The 16,787-nt window shown below is 69.4% G+C and carries 17 protein-coding genes; 13 read left to right on the top strand and 4 right to left on the bottom strand.

The window, feature by feature from the left end; translation table 11 throughout:
• The coding region (locus AC27VN_RS13335) for a M48 family metallopeptidase (protein WP_490876844.1) at positions 1-1,131 on the bottom strand (1,131 nt) is incomplete at its 3' end.
• A 70-nt stretch (positions 1,132-1,201) separates the two neighbouring features.
• Between AC27VN_RS13335 and AC27VN_RS13330 the strand changes: the two genes are divergently transcribed.
• Positions 1,202-1,441 carry a DUF1653 domain-containing protein gene (locus AC27VN_RS13330; protein ID WP_296798746.1) on the top strand — a complete coding sequence of 80 codons (240 nt, stop codon included), beginning with the start codon at positions 1,202-1,204 and terminating at the stop codon, positions 1,439-1,441.
• Between the two features lie 65 nt (positions 1,442-1,506).
• Here AC27VN_RS13330 and AC27VN_RS13325 read toward each other — a convergent pair whose 3' ends face one another.
• Together AC27VN_RS13325 and purN are read right to left on the bottom strand one after the other, a co-directional pair.
• The gene (locus tag AC27VN_RS13325; protein WP_093355727.1) at positions 1,507-1,821 is read right to left on the bottom strand and encodes an I78 family peptidase inhibitor; all 315 of its coding nucleotides are present in this window, start codon (positions 1,819-1,821) and stop codon (positions 1,507-1,509) included.
• A 37-nt stretch (positions 1,822-1,858) separates the two neighbouring features.
• Positions 1,859-2,455, bottom strand: a complete 597-nt coding sequence (gene purN / locus AC27VN_RS13320; RefSeq protein ID WP_490876843.1) for a phosphoribosylglycinamide formyltransferase — start codon at positions 2,453-2,455, stop codon at positions 1,859-1,861.
• A 185-nt stretch (positions 2,456-2,640) separates the two neighbouring features.
• On the opposite strand from purN, the gene AC27VN_RS13315 reads away from it, so the two are divergent.
• From AC27VN_RS13315 to AC27VN_RS13300, 4 genes are all read left to right on the top strand, one after another.
• On the top strand, positions 2,641-3,822 hold the full coding sequence (locus tag AC27VN_RS13315) for an acyl-CoA dehydrogenase family protein (protein ID WP_208509154.1): 1,182 nt from the start codon (positions 2,641-2,643) through the stop codon (positions 3,820-3,822).
• Positions 3,823-3,834: 12 nt separating this feature from the next.
• Positions 3,835-4,950: an acyl-CoA dehydrogenase family protein gene (locus AC27VN_RS13310; RefSeq protein WP_490876842.1), complete on the top strand. Its 1,116-nt coding sequence runs from the start codon at positions 3,835-3,837 to the stop codon at positions 4,948-4,950.
• Between the two features lie 99 nt (positions 4,951-5,049).
• On the top strand, positions 5,050-6,429 hold the full coding sequence (locus AC27VN_RS13305; protein WP_490876841.1) for an alpha/beta fold hydrolase: 1,380 nt from the start codon (positions 5,050-5,052) through the stop codon (positions 6,427-6,429).
• 17 nt (positions 6,430-6,446) lie between these two features.
• On the top strand, positions 6,447-7,232 hold the full coding sequence (locus tag AC27VN_RS13300; RefSeq protein ID WP_490876840.1) for an enoyl-CoA hydratase: 786 nt from the start codon (positions 6,447-6,449) through the stop codon (positions 7,230-7,232).
• Between the two features lie 10 nt (positions 7,233-7,242).
• On the opposite strand, the gene AC27VN_RS13295 is transcribed toward AC27VN_RS13300, so the two are convergent.
• The gene (locus AC27VN_RS13295; protein ID WP_057595044.1) at positions 7,243-7,803 is read right to left on the bottom strand and encodes an HNH endonuclease; all 561 of its coding nucleotides are present in this window, start codon (positions 7,801-7,803) and stop codon (positions 7,243-7,245) included.
• A 168-nt stretch (positions 7,804-7,971) separates the two neighbouring features.
• Here AC27VN_RS13295 and AC27VN_RS13290 point away from each other — a divergent pair, with 168 nt between their 5' ends.
• The 8 genes from AC27VN_RS13290 to AC27VN_RS13255 form a co-directional block, all read left to right on the top strand.
• Entirely contained in the window at positions 7,972-9,009 is a 1,038-nt protein-coding gene (locus AC27VN_RS13290) for a bifunctional riboflavin kinase/FAD synthetase (protein ID WP_203204731.1), read from the top strand.
• A gap of 122 nt (positions 9,010-9,131) precedes the next feature.
• A complete protein-coding gene (gene ileS / locus AC27VN_RS13285) occupies positions 9,132-11,984 on the top strand; it encodes an isoleucine--tRNA ligase (RefSeq protein WP_490876839.1) in 2,853 nt (950 codons plus the stop codon).
• Complete coding sequence (gene lspA / locus AC27VN_RS13280) at positions 11,984-12,496, top strand: signal peptidase II (RefSeq protein WP_296777078.1); 513 nt, start codon at positions 11,984-11,986, stop codon at positions 12,494-12,496. Before ileS ends, lspA begins: the two co-directional genes overlap by 1 nt.
• Positions 12,497-12,648: 152 nt before the next feature.
• Positions 12,649-13,668 (top strand): LacI family DNA-binding transcriptional regulator, encoded by a 1,020-nt coding sequence (locus AC27VN_RS13275; protein WP_208509159.1) that lies wholly within the window; start codon positions 12,649-12,651, stop codon positions 13,666-13,668.
• Positions 13,669-13,719: 51 nt separating this feature from the next.
• Positions 13,720-14,733 (top strand): ABC transporter substrate-binding protein, encoded by a 1,014-nt coding sequence (locus tag AC27VN_RS13270; RefSeq protein WP_093355754.1) that lies wholly within the window; start codon positions 13,720-13,722, stop codon positions 14,731-14,733.
• Positions 14,734-14,748: 15 nt separating this feature from the next.
• Entirely contained in the window at positions 14,749-15,600 is an 852-nt protein-coding gene (locus tag AC27VN_RS13265; RefSeq protein WP_490876838.1) for an ABC transporter permease, read from the top strand.
• 7 nt (positions 15,601-15,607) lie between these two features.
• Positions 15,608-16,408, top strand: a complete 801-nt coding sequence (locus AC27VN_RS13260) for an ABC transporter permease (protein WP_490876837.1) — start codon at positions 15,608-15,610, stop codon at positions 16,406-16,408.
• Positions 16,398-16,787 (top strand): ATP-binding cassette domain-containing protein (locus tag AC27VN_RS13255; RefSeq protein ID WP_490876836.1); only part of this gene is annotated, 390 nt, incomplete at its 3' end. The genes AC27VN_RS13260 and AC27VN_RS13255, both read left to right, overlap by 11 nt.

Raw genomic sequence — 16,787 nt, 5'->3', positions numbered from 1 at the left:
GCGGTGCGCGTGGTGCTGCTTCCAGTCGGCGGCATGGGCCTGGCGCCACTGGGCGTCGAAGTGCGCGATCCAGCGCGGGCCGTCGACCAGCATCTCGAGCGCCGGCCGCTTCGACCAGGCCGGCACCGTCGCCTTCTGGCGCAGCGCCTCGAGCCGGTCGCGCAGCACCGGATGGGTGTCTTCCAGGTCGCTGACGCGGCGCATCGCCTCGCGCAGCGCCTGGCGCGCGAACTCGGGTCCCGGGGGCGTCGCGGCGCACTCGCGCAGCCCCGCGAAGGGCCCCGGCGGCAGCGGTTCGCGTTCGGCCCGGGCCCAGTGCCAGGGCCAGAACTCGTTGGCGTACCAGTTGGCCTTGATCGAGATCTCGGTCAGCGCCGCGGCCGCCACCGAGGTGCCGAGCAGCCGGCCCGAGATGCGGTCGGCCTCGTACTCGTCCTGCCGCGCCAGCGCGAAGGTCTTGGCCGCGAAGCGCGGGAAGTACCAGCGGAAGAAGGCCTGCGAGACGATCGCCATCACGCCTTCGTTGCGCTGCAGGTTGGCGTCGAGCTTGAGCCACGACAGCCGCGTGCGATAGATCCAGGCGCTGAGCTTGCCGTGGTTGCCGCGCAGGTGGCCATACTCGTGCGCGAGCACCGACAGCAGCCGCCGCCGGTCGAGCATCATCAGCAGCGGCAGCCCGATGCTCAGCGAATTGACCGCGCCGCCGAAGAGCCCGAAGCGCGGCACCTGGCGGATGCTGGCGTTGAAGTCGTCGTCGAGGTAGACGCGATGGACCGGCGGTCCCTTGATCTTGCTGCGGATGCGGTCGAGCGCCTCGAACAGCTGGGGCGCGTCCTCGCGCGAGAGCTCCAGGCCGTCCGGCTCGTCGAAGCGCACCCACAGCGCGCGCACCGTGGCCCACAGCAGGCCCAGGCCGAACAGCAGCAGCCAGCCACGCGAGACGCTGAAGCGCCCGTCGCCCAGCGACACGGCGACCCAGACGATCAGCCCCATCGCCAGCCCGAGGCAGGCCAGCACCCAGAGATAGCCCAGCGCCGCGAACGCCGCCACGCCGCGGCGGTAGCGCGCGCTGTCCTCCGCACTGGCATGCTCGCTCAGCCGGACGAGATGGACAAAATCAGCGCGATCCATTCCGGTACTTCCGCCGGCCCCGGCATGCCTGCCGGCGGCCCCGACTCCTGACAAAGAAAGAAACGACCCCGTGACCGACGACGACCTGCCGCCCCTGATCCAGACCCCGCCGGGCCGCTACCGCCACTACAAGGGCGGGGAATACGAGGTGCTGGACACCGTGCGCCACAGCGAGACCCTGGAACCGATGACGCTCTACCGCGCGCTCTACGGCGCCCGCGGCCTGTGGGTGCGCCCGGCCGCGATGTTCGAGGAAACCGTGGACATCGACGGCCGGCTGCAGCCGCGCTTCGCGCGGATCGACGGCTGAACGGGCATCGGCGCTCATCCTGCGTCGCCGGTTCGCCGTCCGTTCGGGAAATCGGGCCGAACCGCTCAGCCGCAGCGAACGTCCGTCACCCGGTTGCGCGCATCGACGTCGAGATTCAGGCGCCCGCCATCGAGCTCGGTGGTCGCGGCATCGCCGGGCTTGAGCACGCGCACCGTACCGGCGCCCGCGCGCACCCTGGCGGCGGCTTCGAGCTGCGGCGTGAGCTGCTGACCCACGGCGAAACGGGCACCGTCGGCACCGCACTGGAACACCGGGGCGGGCGGCGGCGCCGGTGCGGCAGGCGGCGGCGGGGCCGGAGCGGCGCAGCCTGCCATCAGGGCGGCACCGGCGATCGTGGACAGTAGCGATTGCGTTTTCACTGCGACTCCCGAAAACCCGCGAATATAAACAAGTTCTTTAAGGATTGTGTCCTGATGTATCCATCAGCCACTGGGCAATGGCGCGTGGATACAACTGGTGCTCCTGGGCGAGCACCCGGCCGGCGAGCGTCGCCGCCGTGTCCTCGGGCAGCACCGGCACCACGGCCTGCGCCAGGATCGGGCCATGGTCGAGCTCGGTCGTGACCTGGTGCACCGTGACGCCCGCCACCTTGCAGCCCGCGTCGATCGCGCGCTGGTGGGTGTGCAGGCCCGGAAAGGCCGGCAGCAGCGAGGGATGGATGTTCACCAGCCGACCGGCATAGCGCTCGACGAAACCGGGCGTCAGGATGCGCATGAAGCCCGCGAGCACCACCAGTGCCGGCGCATGCGCGTCGACCGCCACGGCAAGCGCCTGGTCGAAAGCTTCGCGGCTCGCGAAATCCTTGTGCGGCACCACAGCGGTCGCGATGCCCTGCGCCCGGGCCAGCGCCAGGCCGCCCGCCTCCGCCTTGTTGCTGACGACGGCGGCGACGCGGGCACCGAAACGTTCGGCCCAGCGGTCGCGCGCCGCGGCGCGCACGATGGCCTCCATGTTGGAGCCGCCGCCGGAGATCAGGATCACGATGTTCTTCATGGGAGGCGGGATTATCCGTGCCCGTCAAAGCACCCTTTTCCCGCCCGCCCCTTGCCGCGCAAGGTCCGCGCACCCAGACTTGTCGCCGCGCGGACAGCGATTTGCAGCACGACCGTGCTAAAACTCGTGGCTCCGGAGACACGCCGCGTCTGCGGTGCACCGACGATCAACACAGCGAGGCACGCATGGATTTGAGCTTCACGCCCGAAGAACAGCAGTTCCGCGAAGAGATTCGCGCATGGGTCAAAGAAAACCTTCCCAAGGAAATCTCCACCAAGGTCCACAACGCGCTGGAACTCACGCGCGACGATATGCAGACCTGGGCCAAGATCCTCGGCAAGAAGGGCTGGCTGGGCTACGGCTGGCCCAAGGAATTCGGCGGTCCCGGCTGGACCGCCGTGCAGCGCCACCTGTTCGAGGAAGAAACCGCGCTGGCCGGCGCGCCGCGCATCGTGCCCTTCGGCCCGGTGATGGTGGCCCCGGTCATCATGGCCTTCGGCAACCCCGAGCAGCAGAAGCGCTTCCTGCCCGGCATCGCCAGCGGCGAGGTCTGGTGGAGCCAGGGCTACAGCGAACCGGGCTCGGGCTCCGACCTCGCCTCGCTCAAGACCAAGGCCGAACGCCAGGGCGACAAGTACATCGTCAACGGCCAGAAGACCTGGACCACGCTCGGCCAGTACGGCGACTGGATGTTCAACCTCGTGCGCACCAGCAGCGAGGGCAAGCCCCAGACCGGCATCAGCTTCCTGCTGCTCGACATGAAGTCGCCCGGCGTCACCGTGCGCCCGATCAAGCTGCTCGACGGCGGCCATGAGGTCAACGAGGTGTTCTTCGACAACGTCGAGGTGCCGGCCGAGAACCTGATCGGCGAGGAGAACAAGGGCTGGACCTACGCCAAGCACCTGCTCTCGCACGAGCGCACCAACATCGCCGACGTCAACCGCGCCAAGCGCGAGCTCGAGCGCCTCAAGCGCATCGCGAAGACCGAGGGCGTGTACGACGACGCCCGCTTCCGCGACGAGATCGCCAAGCTCGAGGTCGACATCGTCGCGCTCGAGATGATGGTGCTGCGCGTGCTGTCGGCCGCCACCTCGGGCAAGAACTCGCTCGACGTGGCCGGCCTGCTCAAGATCCGCGGCAGCGAGATCCAGCAGCGCTACAGCGAACTGATGATGCTCGCGGGCGGCCCCTATGCGCTGCCGCTGATCCGCGAAGCCATGGCCGCCGGCTGGCAGGGCAACTTCCCGGGCGGCAACCCGGCGCTCGCGCCGCTGTCGTCGACCTTCTTCAACATGCGCAAGACCACCATCTACGGCGGCTCGAACGAAGTGCAACGCAACATCGTCGCGCAGACGGTGCTGGGCTGAGGAGACAAAGACATGGATTTCAATTTCACCGACGACCAGGAACAACTGCGCGACGCCGTCCGCAAATGGGTCGACAAGGGCTATGACTTCGAACGCCGCCGGGGCATCGAGGCCAAGGGCGGCTTCTCGCGCGAGGCCTGGGACGAACTGGCCGAGCTCGGCCTCGGCGGCCTCTACATTTCCGAGGACGATGGCGGCCTGGGCATGGGCCCGGTGGCCGGCATGGTCGTGATGGAAGAACTGGGCCGCGGCATCGTGCTCGAGCCCTTCGCGCAGACGCTGATCGCGGGTGCCGTGCTCGGCGGCTACGCGGGCGACGCGCTCAAGAAAGCCTGGCTGCCGCGCATCGCGGGCGGCGAGGCCATCGTGGTGCTGGCCTACCAGGAACGCAAGGCGCGCTATCGCCTCGACGTCTGCGACGCCAAGGCCGTGAAGGCCGGCGAAGGCTGGAGCCTGACCGGCGCCAAGAGCCTGGTGGCCATCGGCGACCAGGCCGATGCCTACCTCGTGCCCGCCCAGGCCGACGGCAAGATCGCCCTGTTCCTGGTCGAGCGCAGCGCCAGCGGCGTGGAAGCGCGCGGCTACGGCACGCAGGACGGCAGCCGCGCCGCCGAGGTGGTGTTCGACAAGGCCGACGCCACGCTGGTCACGGCCGACGGCCTCGCGGCCCTCGAGTACGCGGTCGACGTCGGCATCGCCGCCACCTGCGCCGAAGCGGTGGGCGTGCTCGACAAGACGGTGGACGTGACGGTCGACTACATGAACCAGCGCAAGCAGTTCGGCGTGGTCATCTCGAGCTTCCAGGCGCTGCGCCACCGCGTCGCCGACATGAAGATGCAGCTCGAACTCGCGCGCTCGATGAGCTACTACGCCACGCTCAAGCTCAACGCCCCCGCGGCCGAGCGGCGCCAGGCGCTGGCGCGCGCCAAGTACCAGCTCGGCGTGTCGATGCGCTTCGTGGGCCAGAATTCGGTGCAGCTGCACGGCGGCATCGGCGTGACCGACGAATACATTGGCAGCCACTACTTCCGCAAGCTCACGCAGCTCGAGATGAGCTTCGGCGACAGCTTCCACCACCTGGGCGAGGTGTCGGCGCGCATGCAGGACACGGCCGGCGTCTTCGCCTGACGGTGCTTTTCTCTTAGCATCCAGCGCCCGCCCGCCTTCGCGCCGGCGGGCGTTTTTTCATTCGGAACGGCCGCCGCAACGCAACCACGAAGACCGACCATGCCCTCCCGCCGCACCCTTCTCCTCGGCGCGCCGCCGGTCCTCGCCGGGCTGCTCGCGTCCCCCGCCCTCCTGTTGACCGCCTGCGCCAATGCGCCGACCGCCATGCCCTCGCTCGCCGACCGCCCGCCCATCGTCTTCGTGCACGGCAACGGCGACTCGGCCGCGCTGTGGCAGACCACGCTCTGGCGCTTCGAGTCGAACGGCTGGCCGCGCGAGCGGCTGTTCGCCTTCGACCAGCCCCTGCCGCTGGCACGCGACGACGACGGCGTGGCCCAGGCCGGGCGCAGTTCCACCGCGGAATCGGCCGCCTTCCTCAAGGAACGGGTCGAGCAGGTGCTGCGCGCCACCGGCGCGGCCAAGGTCGTGCTGATCGGCAACTCGCGCGGCGGCAACACCATCCGCAACTACGTGCAGAACGGCGGCGGCGCGGCCGTCGTCAGCCACGTGGTGCTCGGCGGCAACCCGGCGCACGGCATCTGGGCCGTGCCGGGCCTGCGCGAGAACAACGAGTTCTCGGGGCTGTCGCCCTTCATGCGGCAGCTCAACGCACCCAAGGGCCCGAACGGCGACGAGGTGACGCCCGGCGTGAAGTGGCTGACGCTGCGCTCGGACAACAACGACAAGTACGCCCAGCCCGACGGCCTGTGGATCGGGTCGCCCGGCAAGCCGACGAACATCGGCTTCGACGGCCCGGCGCTCAAGGGCGCGACCAACATCGTGCTGCCGCGGGTCGACCATCGCGAGACCTCGTTCTCTCCCGCTGCGTTCGCGGCGACCTGGCAGTTCCTCACGGGCGAGGTGCCGCGCAGCCCGGAGATCGCGCGCGAGGCCAACGTGGTGCTCGACGGCCGCGCGATCGGCGCGGAGAACCAGTCACTGGCCGGCGCGCAGGTGCTGGTGTACGCGGTCGATCCGGCCACCGGCCGGCGGCTCGGCGAGCCCGTGCACCGCAAGACCGTCGGCGCCGACGGTCGCTGGGGCCCCTTCAGCGCGCGCCCCGATGCGGCCTACGAATTCGTGCTCGATACCCAGGCCAGCGTCACCCACGTCTACCGCAGCCCGTTCCCGCGCGGCAGCAGCCTCGTGAACCTGCGGCTCGACCCGATCGTGCCGGCCGACGGCAGCGCCAACGTGGTCGCCGTCTTCACGCGGCCGCGCGGCTATTTCGACGCGCAGCGCGACACCATGCGCTTCGACGGCAAGAGCCCGCCGGCAGGGGTGCCGCCCAAGGGGGCCGGCGTGTCGAGCTCGCGCTTGCGCGAGACGGGTTCCGAGCCGCAGCGCGCGGTCACGGGCGAGTTCAATGGCGAGCGCCTCACGGGGCTCACCTGGCCCGCGGTCAAGGGCCATGTCACGGTGCTGGAACTGACCCACTGAAGAAAAGGCGGCATGCGATGAACGACAGCTCCCCCTTCGTGCTCGAGGCCCGCGACGCCCGCGGCGTGGTCACGCTCACGCTCAACCGTCCGGGCGCGTTCAATGCGCTGTCCGAGGGCATGCTGGGCGCCCTCGAAACGGCCATCGCCGGCATCGCGGCCGACGACACGGTGCGTGCCGTCGTGATCGCGGGTGCCGGCAAGGCCTTCTGCGCCGGCCACGACCTGAAGGAAATGCGCGCCGCGCCCGCGCTCGACTACTACCAGCACCTGTTCGCGCGCTGCGGCGAAATGATGCTGTCGCTGCAGCGGCTGCCGGTGCCCGTCATCGCGCGCGTGCACGGCATCGCGACCGCCGCGGGCTGCCAGCTGGTGGCGGTGTGCGACCTCGCCGTGGCCTCGAGCGAGGCGCGCTTCGCGGTCAGCGGCGTCAACGTCGGGCTGTTCTGCGCCACGCCGAGCGTCACGCTGTCGCGCAACCTGGGCCGCAAGGAGGCCTTCGAGATGCTCGTCACCGGCGAATTCATCGGCGCAGAGGAGGCGCGCGAGAAGGGCCTGGTCAACCGCGTGGCGCCGCCGGCCGAACTCGATGCCGCGCTCGAGGCCCTGCTGGCCAGCATCGTCGCCAAGCCGCGCACCGCGCTGGCGCTCGGCAAGGCACTGTTCTACCGGCAGCTCGAGACGGGCATCGCACCGGCGCTGGCGGACGCCAGCCAGACCATGGCCTGCAACATGATGGATGCGAGTGCGCTGGAAGGCGTGCAGGCCTTCATCGAGAAGCGCCCGCCGGCCTGGAAGGCCTGAACCCGGCCAGCTAGCTGTCGTGCAGCCGCGAACTCTGCGGCAGGTGCGCCATCAGGAATTCCATCTGGTCCGCCAGGATGCGGCGGTTGCGCAGGATGAAGTCCTCCCAGAGGCTGGGCACGTAGGGCGCGTACAAGAGCGGCATGTTCGCCTGCTCGGGGGTACGGCTGCTCTTGCGGTGGTTGCAGGGCTTGCAGGCCGTGACCACGTTCATCCAGGTGTCGATGCCGCGCTGCGCGAACGGGATGATGTGCTCGCGGGTCAGCTCGTCTTCGTGGAAGTGGCCGCCGCAGTAGGCGCAGACGTTGCGGTCGCGCGCGAACAGCTTGCTGTTGGTGAGCCCCGGGCGCTGGGTGAAGGGGTTGATGCGCGGCACGCCCTTGGTGCCGATGATGCTGTTGACGGCAATCTGCGACTGCTCGCCCGTCATCGCGTTGTGGCCGCCGCGGAACAGGGCCACCTGGCCGCCAGCCTCCCAGCGGACTTCGTCCGCTGCATAGTGGATCACCGCCTGTTCGAGCGAAATCCACGACTGGGGCAGCCCTTGGGCCGACAGCTTCAAGACCTTCACCACACGCCTCCTCGACAGAACGAAAGAAACACGGAGAGACCCGGGACACGGAGCGCGTCGGCGACCTCGCGGATCGGCGCACTGCGTCACAATATACCGGCTTTGTGACAAAACGGCCTGATGAGCCCATTCGGCGGGCGACAGGCGCTATCAAAAAGATATTCACCCATGCAGGTTTTCCGCGGCTTCCGGCACCCGGGCGTGGCTCCGGCCTGCGCCTTGACCATCGGCAATTTCGACGGCGTCCACCGCGGCCACCAGGCCATGCTGGCGCTCCTGCAGACCGAGGCGCGGCAGCGCGGCCTGCCGAGCTGCGTGCTGACCTTCGAGCCCCATCCGCGCGACTATTTCGCCGCGCTCGCGAAGAAGCCCGAACTCGCGCCGGCGCGCATCGGCACGCTGCGCGACAAGCTCGGCGAACTGGCCGCCTGCGGCGTCGCGCAGACCGTGGTGCTGCCCTTCGATGCCCGGCTCGCCTCGCAGTCGCCCGAGGAATTCATCCAGAACGTGCTGGTCGACGGCCTGGGCGCGCGCTACGTGCTGGTGGGCGACGACTTCCGCTTCGGCGCCAGGCGCGCCGGCGACTACGCGATGCTCGACGCCGCCGGCGATGCGCGCGGTTTCGATGTCGCGCGCATGAACAGCTACGAGGTGCATGGCCTGCGCGTGTCGAGCTCGGCCGTGCGCGAGGCGCTGGCCGAAGGCCGCATGGCCGACGCCCAGACCCTGCTCGGCCGGCCCTACGCCATCTCGGGCCACGTGGTGCACGGGCGCAAGCTGGGCCGCGCGCTCGGCGCTTCGGCACCGGGGCAGGACGACGGCTTCCGCACCCTCAACCTGCGCTTCAAGCACTGGAAACCCGCGGCCAGCGGCATCTTCGTGGTGCTGGTGCATGGCCTGTCCGAGCGGCCGCTGCCCGGCGTCGCCAACCTCGGCGTGCGGCCCTCGCTCGACCCGAACGACGTCAATGCCGGCCGGGTCCTGCTCGAGACCCATTGCCTCGAGTGGCCCTCTCACCTGGGCGCCGAAGGGGCCTACGGTAAAATCGTGCGCGTGGAACTGCTGCACAAATTGCACGACGAATTGCGCTACACCAGCCTCGAAGCCCTCACCGCGGGCATCGCGAAGGATGGACGCGACGCGCGTGCCTTCTTTGCATCCACCCACGCAGAAACCCACCGCCAGACCACGCGCGATCGAATTTAGCCCTGCACGCTCCGTGCTGCCGCCCTTCGACAAGCTCAGGGCGAACGGCTTTTCTTCCGCACCGACGCCCTTTGTGCCGTTCGGGCTGAGCCTGTCGAAGCCCACTGTTTCGCACCCCCAACATGTCTGACGCTGCTGCCCCCACCGATTACCGTTCCACGCTGAACCTGCCCGACACCCCCTTCCCGATGCGCGGCGACCTGCCCAAGCGCGAACCGGGCTGGGTCAAGGAATGGAACGACGCCGAGCACGGCACCTACCACCGCCTGCGCCTGGCGCGCCGCGGCGCGCCCAAGTTCATCCTGCACGACGGCCCGCCCTACGCCAACGGCCAGATCCACATGGGCCACGCGGTGAACAAGATCCTCAAGGACATGATCACCAAGGCGCGCCAGCTCGAAGGCTACGACGCGCTCTACGTACCGGGCTGGGACTGCCACGGCCTGCCGATCGAGAACGCCATCGAGAAGCAGTACGGCCGCAACCTGAGCCGCGACGAGATGCAGGCCAAGAGCCGCGCCTACGCCACCGAGCAGATCGCCCAGCAGATGGCCGACTTCCAGCGCCTGGGCGTGCTGGGCGAATGGGACCATCCCTACAAGACCATGGACTTCGCCAACGAGGCCGGCGAGCTGCGCGCGTTCAAGCGCGTGATCGAGCGCGGCTTCGTCTACCGCGGCCTGAAGCCGGTCTACTGGTGCTTCGACTGCGGCTCGTCGCTGGCCGAGTTCGAGATCGAGTACGCTGACAAGAAGAGCCAGACCATCGACGTGGCCTTCAAGGCGCACGAGCGCGAGAAGGTGCTCGCCGCCTTCGGCCGGCCCGATGCGCTGGGCGACGTCTTCGCCGTCATCTGGACCACCACCGCCTGGACCATCCCGGCCAACCAGGCGATCAACCTCAACCCCGAGCTCGAGTACGCGCTGGTCGACACCGAGCGCGGCCTGCTGATCCTGGCCGCCTCGCTGGTCGAGATGTGCATGACGCGCTATGCGCTCGACGGCAAGGTGATCGCCACCGTCAAGGGCGAGGCGCTCGGCGGGCTCGAGTTCGAGCATCCGCTGTACGACGTGGACGCGGGCTACCGCCGCCTGTCGCCGATCTACCTGGCCGACTACGCCACCGCCACCGACGGCACCGGCCTGGTCCACTCCTCGCCCGCCTACGGCCTGGACGACTTCAACTCCTGCGTCGCCCATGGCGTGGCCTACGACGACATCCTGAACCCGGTGCAGGGCAACGGCAGCTACGCGCCGGACTTCCCGCTGTTCGGCGGCCAGAACATCTGGAAGGCCGTGCCGGTGATCATCGCCGCGCTGCGCGATGCCAACCGCCTGCTGACCACCGAGACCATCAGCCACAGCTACCCGCACTGCTGGCGCCACAAGACGCCGGTGATCTACCGCGCCGCGGCCCAGTGGTTCATCCGCATGGACGAGGGCGAGGGCGTGTTCACCAAGGACAAGGCGCCCAAGACGCTGCGCCAGACCGCGCTCGACGCGATCGAGCAGACCAGCTTCTATCCGGAGAACGGCAAGGCCCGCCTGCACGACATGATCGCCGGCCGGCCCGACTGGTGCATCAGCCGCCAGCGCAGCTGGGGCGTGCCGATCCCCTTCTTCCTGCACAAGGACTCGGGCGAGCTGCATCCGCGCACGATGGAGATCCTCGACCAGGCCGCCGACATCGTCGAGAAGGGCGGCATCGAGGCCTGGAGCCGCGTCACGGTCGAAGAGATCCTGGGCGCCGAGGACGCACCGAGCTACACCAAGAGCACCGACATCCTCGAGGTGTGGTTCGACTCGGGCTCGACCTTCTATCACGTGCTGCGCGGCACGCACCCCACGGTGCACCACGAGACCGGCCCCGAGGCCGACCTCTACCTCGAAGGGCACGACCAGCATCGCGGCTGGTTCCACTCGTCGCTGCTGCTGGCCTGCGCGCTCGAAGACCGCGCGCCCTACAAGGGCCTGCTCACGCACGGCTTCACCGTCGATGCCAAGGGCATCAAGATGAGCAAGTCGCTCAAGAACGGCATCGATCCGCAGGAGATCAGCAACAAGCTGGGCTCGGAGATCATCCGCTTGTGGGTGGCCGCGAGCGACTATTCGGGCGACATCGCGGGCGACGACAAGATCCTCGCGCGCGTGGTCGACGCCTACCGCCGCATCCGCAACACGCTGCGCTTCCTGCTGGCCAACACCAGCGACTTCGACGTCGCCAAGGACGCGCTGCCCCTGTCGGAGCTGTTCGAGATCGACCGCTACGCGCTCGCGCGCGCCGCGCAGTTCCAGGACGAGATCCTCGCGCACTACAAGGTGTACGAGTTCCACCCGGTGGTCGCCAAGCTGCAGATCTACTGCTCGGAAGACCTCGGCGGCTTCTACCTCGACATCCTCAAAGACCGCCTCTACACGACCGCGCCCGGCTCGCGCGCGCGCCGCAGCGCGCAGACCGCGCTGTGGCACATCTCGCAGGCGATGCTGCGCTGGATGGCGCCGTTCCTGAGCTTCACGGCCGAGGAAGCCTGGAAGTTCGTCGGCACCGGCCAGGCCGGCGACTCGATCTTCACCCAGACCTACAGCCGCTTCGACGCGCCCGACGAGGCCTTGCTCGCCAAGTGGGGCCGCATCCGCGAGATCCGCGACGCGGTGAACAAGGAGATCGAGACCGTGCGCGCCGACGGCAAGGTCGGCTCCTCGCTGCAGGCCAACCTGCGCGTGACGGCGCCGGCCGAGGACTTCGCGCTGCTGGGTTCGCTCGGCGAGGACCTGAAGTTCGTCTTCATCGCCTCGGCGATCGAGCTGGCCGCGGGCGAGGCGCTGGCCACGGCGGTCGTGCCGAGCACGGCGCAGAAATGCGAGCGCTGCTGGCATTACCGCGAGGACGTGGGCCACGATCCGGCCCATCCGACGATCTGCGGTCGCTGCACCAGCAACCTGTTCGGCGCCGGCGAATCGAGGAGCTTCGCCTGATGGCCGCCACCCGCACCGTCTCGGCCTCGCGCTCGCGCGGCACCGGCATCTGGCCCTGGCTCGCGCTGGCGCTGATCATCGTGATCATCGACCAGTTCACCAAGACGCTGATCCTCGGCTACTACAAGCTCGGCGACGCCACCTACGTCACCAGCTTCTTCAACGTCGTGCGCGCGCACAACACGGGCGCGGCCTTCTCGTTCCTGGCCGACCATTCGGGCTGGCAGCGCTGGCTGTTCACCGGCATCGGCGTGGCGGCGGCCGTGTTCATCGTCTGGATGCTGAAGTCGCACGCGGGCCAGAAGCTGTTCTCGTTTTCCATGGCCTGCATCCTGGGCGGCGCCATCGGCAACGTGGTCGACCGGATGATGCACGGCTACGTGGTGGACTTCCTGAGCTTCCACGCGGGCGGCTGGTACTTCCCGGCCTTCAACGCGGCCGACAGCGCGATCACGCTCGGCGCGATCTGCCTGATCCTCGACGAGATCCGAAGGGTGCGGCGCGGCAAGTAGCGGCCACCGTCTTTTTTGCTCCCTCGAAGGGCGCGCCGGATTCCCGGCGCGCCCTTCGCGCATTCGGGCGCACGGGTTTTCATCGATCCCGCGCTGTCATGGCGAGGTCATACTGCCGCGGTCCAATGTAATCGATTACATAGCACCCACCGATGAGCATCCAAGCAGTCGCGGCCAAGGCCGGCGTTTCCGTCGCCACCGTCTCGCGCGTCTTCAATTTCCCCGACAAGGTCAGCGGCGCCACGCGCGACCTGGTCGAGCGCGCGGCGCGCGAGTTGAACTACCTGCCGAATGCCAGCGCCCGCACCCTGCGCACCCAGCGCAGCCGCGTGCTCGGCGTGGTGCTGCCCACGCTGCTCAACCCCACCTTCGCCGAATGCCTGCAGGGCATCGCGCAGGCGGCCGTGGCAGGCGGCTACGCGATCATCCCGGTCACCACCGGCTACAAGCTCGACGAGGAGGAGCGCGCGGTCCACATGCTGCTGGCCGGCAATGTCGACGGCCTGATCCTCGTGGTCTCCAATCCCTCGACCTCGAAGGCGCTCGAGCGGCTGCGCGCCCAGCGCGTGCCCTACGTGCTGGCCTACAACCGCCATCCCGCGCATCCCTGCGTCACGGTCGACAACGAGGCCGCCGTCGCCGACGCGGTGGCGCGGCTGGTGCTGCTGGGCCACCGGCGCATCGCGATGGTCAGCGGCACGCTGGCGGCCTCCGACCGCGCGCAACAGCGCTACCGCGGCTACCAGAAGGGCATGGCCGATGCGGGCCTCAAGCCGCAGCCGCTGGTCGAGGTGCCCTTCGTCGAGAGCGCGGTCGACCGGCTCGCGCGGTTGCTGCAACTGCGCCACCGGCCCAGCGCGCTGGTCTGCTCGAACGACCTGCTGGCCATCCGCAGCATCCGCGCCGCGCACCGCAGCGGCCTGGCCGTGCCCGCCGACCTCAGCGTGATCGGCTTCGACGGCATCGCGCTCGGCGAGGACCTCACGCCCGCGCTCAGCACCATCGCGCAGCCCAACAGCGACATCGGCCGCCATGGCGTCGAGTTGCTGATCCAGGCCATGGCCGGCGGCGGCGCGCTCGACGCCGACGCCAGCCTGCTGCTGCCCCACGTGTTCCGCGACGGCGAATCGTGCGCCGCCGCGCCCGACGGCGATCCGGGCGACATCGCCTGACGCCCTTTTCCCCCGACCGCTTCAACCCACCCCGCCACAGGAGCTTCTCCCATGTCCTCTTCCTTGCGCCACATCGCGCGCCTCGGCCTGCTCGCCGCCGCGCTCGTCGGCGGCAGCGCCGCCTTCGCGCAGACCGCCATCTGCTACAACTGCCCGACCGAATGGGCCGACTGGGGCACCCAGCTGAAGGCCATCAAGGCCAAGACCGGCATCACCGTGCCGCCCGACAACAAGAACTCGGGCCAGTCGCTCGCGCAGATGGCGGCCGAGAAGGCCAGCCCGGTGGCCGACGTCACCTACCTCGGCGTGACCTTCGCGGTGCAGGCCGCCAAGGACGGCCTGGTCGAGCCCTACAAGCCGGCCGCCTGGAAGGACATCCCCGACGGCCTCAAGGACCCCGCGGGCAACTGGTTCACCATCCACTCGGGCACGCTGGGCTTCATGGTCAACGTCGACGCGCTCAAGGGCAAGCCGGTCCCCAAGTCGTGGGCCGACCTGCTCAAGCCCGAGTACAAGGGCCTGATCGGCTACCTCGACCCGGCCTCGGCCTTCGTCGGCTACGTCGGCGCGGTCGCGGTGAACGAGGCGCGCGGCGGCACGCTCGACAACTTCAAGCCGGCCATCGACTACTTCAAGGCGCTGCAGAAGAACGAGCCGATCGTGCCCAAGCAGACCTCGTACGCGCGCGTGCTCTCGGGCGAGATCGCGATCCTGCTCGACTACGACTTCAACGCCTACCGCGCCAAGTACAAGGACAAGGCCAACGTCGCCTTCGTGATCCCGAGCGAAGGCACGCTGGCCGTGCCCTACGTGATGAGCCTGGTGGCCAAGGCGCCGCACGCGGCCGACGCGAAGAAGGTGCTGGACTTCACGCTGTCCGACGAGGGCCAGGCGATCTGGGCCAAGGCCTACCTGCGCCCGGTGCGCGCCGGCGCGATGCCCAAGGAGATCGAGGCCCAGTTCCTGCCCGCGAGCGACTACGCGCGCGCCAAGAGCGTGGACTACGGCCGCATGGCCGCGGCGCAGCGCGCCTTCTCCGACGAGTACCTGAAGGAAGTGCGCTGAGCCGCACCGCATGAGATGACGCAGGCCACCGCCACGATGCCTTCGGACGGCGCCTCCGGCGCCTGGACCCCGCGCTGGCGGCTGCTGGCCTGCGCCCTGCCCGCGGCCGCCTTCTTCGCGGCCTTCTGGCTGCTGCCGGTGGTGCGGCTGCTCGCGCTGCCCGCCGACAAGGGCTGGGCCACCTACTTCGCCGTGCTGACCGACGCGCGCTACCTGCAGAGCATGGCCAACACCGTGCTGCTGTCGGCGGCGGTCACGCTGGCCACGCTGGTGCTCGGCGCGGCGGTGGGCATCTACCTCTCGCGCCATGCCTTTTGGGGCCGGCGCGTGCTGCTGTCGCTGCTCACGCTGCCGCTGTCCTTCCCGGGCGTGATCATCGGCTTCTTCGTGATCCTGCTCGGCGGCCGCCAGGGCGTGGTGGCGAGCCTGAGCGACGCCCTGATCGGCGAGCGCATCACCTTCGCCTACGGCCTGCTCGGGCTGTTCCTGGCCTACCTGTATTTCTCGCTGCCGCGCGCCATCGCCACCTACGCGGCCGCGGCCGAGGCCATGAACCTGCAGCTCGAGGAAGCCGCTCGCTCGCTCGGCGCCTCGCGGCTGCGCGTGGCGCGCGACGTGTGGATGCCCGAGCTCGCGCCCACCACCCTGGCCTGCGGCGCGATCCTGTTCGCGACCTCGATGGGCGCCTTCGGCACCGCCTTCACGCTCGCGAGCAAGTTCGAGGTGATCCCGATCACCATCTACAACGAGTTCACCAACTACGCGAACTTCGCGCTCGCGGCCTCGCTGTCGATCGCGCTCGGCCTCGTGACCTGGCTGGTGCTGTTCGCCGCGCGCCGCTTCGGCGCGAACCCCGTCGCGCGCTGAGGCCCTCATGCGAACCAACACCCGGCCCCAGGCCCCCTTCCTGCTCGCGATCACGCTGGTCGTGAGCCTGTTCATGATCGCGCCGATGCTGCTGTCGGTGATGGCCGGCCTGGTCAACAACTACAGCGCCGGCCTGAAGAGCGGCCTCACCCTGCGCTGGCTCGGCGAGGTGTGGGAGAACTACGGCGGCACCGTCGGCTGGTCGCTCGCGCTGGCCGCGGCTTGCGTCGCCTGCACCGTGCTGCTCGGCGTGCCCTGCGCCTATGCGCTGGCGCGCAGCCGCTCGCGCGCGGCCCATGTCTTCGAGGAACTGCTGACCCTGCCGGTCGCGGTGCCGGGGCTGGCGACCGCGCTCGCGCTGATCCTCGCCTACGGCCAGCTCACGGCCTTCCGCCAGAGCTTCGCCTTCATCCTGGTCGGCCACGTCGTGTTCACGCTGCCCTTCATGGTGCGCACCGTGAGCTCGGCCTTCCAGCGCCACGAACTGCTCGCGCTCGAGGAGGCCGCGCGCACGCTGGGCGCGAGCTTCCGCCAGCGCTTCATGGGCATCCTGGTGCCGGCCGTGTTCCCCGCCATCGTGGCCGGCAGCCTGATGGTGTTCACGCTCTCGGTGGGCGAGTTCAACCTCACCTGGATGCTGCACACCCCGCTCACGCGCACCCTGCCCGTGGGCCTGGCCGACAGCTATGCCTCGATGCGCATCGAGATCGGCTCGGCCTACACGCTGGTCTTCTTCGCCGTCATCCTCCCCGTGCTGTGGGGCCTGCAATACCTCGCCCACCTGATCCAGAAACGCCATGGAACTTGAACGCGTCCCCATCGACATCGCCCACTGCGCCAAGACCTATGCCGACGGCACGCGCGGCCTGCAGTCCACCGACCTCCAGGTGGAGGCCGGCGAGGTGCTGGCGCTGCTCGGCCCCTCGGGCTGCGGCAAGACCACGCTGCTGCGGCTGATCGCGGGCCTGGAAACGCCCGACGCCGGCAGCCGCATCGCCTTCGGCGGCCAGGACGTGACGCAGCGCCCGGTCGAGCAGCGCGGCGTGGGCATGGTGTTCCAGAGCTACGCGCTGTTCCCGCAGATGACGGTGGCGGCCAACATCGGCTATGGCCTGCGCATCCGCGGCGTGGCGCCCGCCGAGGAGAAGCGCGCCGTCGGCGAACTGGTCGACCTGGTGCGCCTGGGC

The sequence above is a fragment of the Variovorax sp. 20P10.2.4 genome, assembly GCF_058244205.1.
Note: the sequence above shows the minus strand (reverse complement) of the source record. Positions and strands in the feature narration are given on the sequence as shown.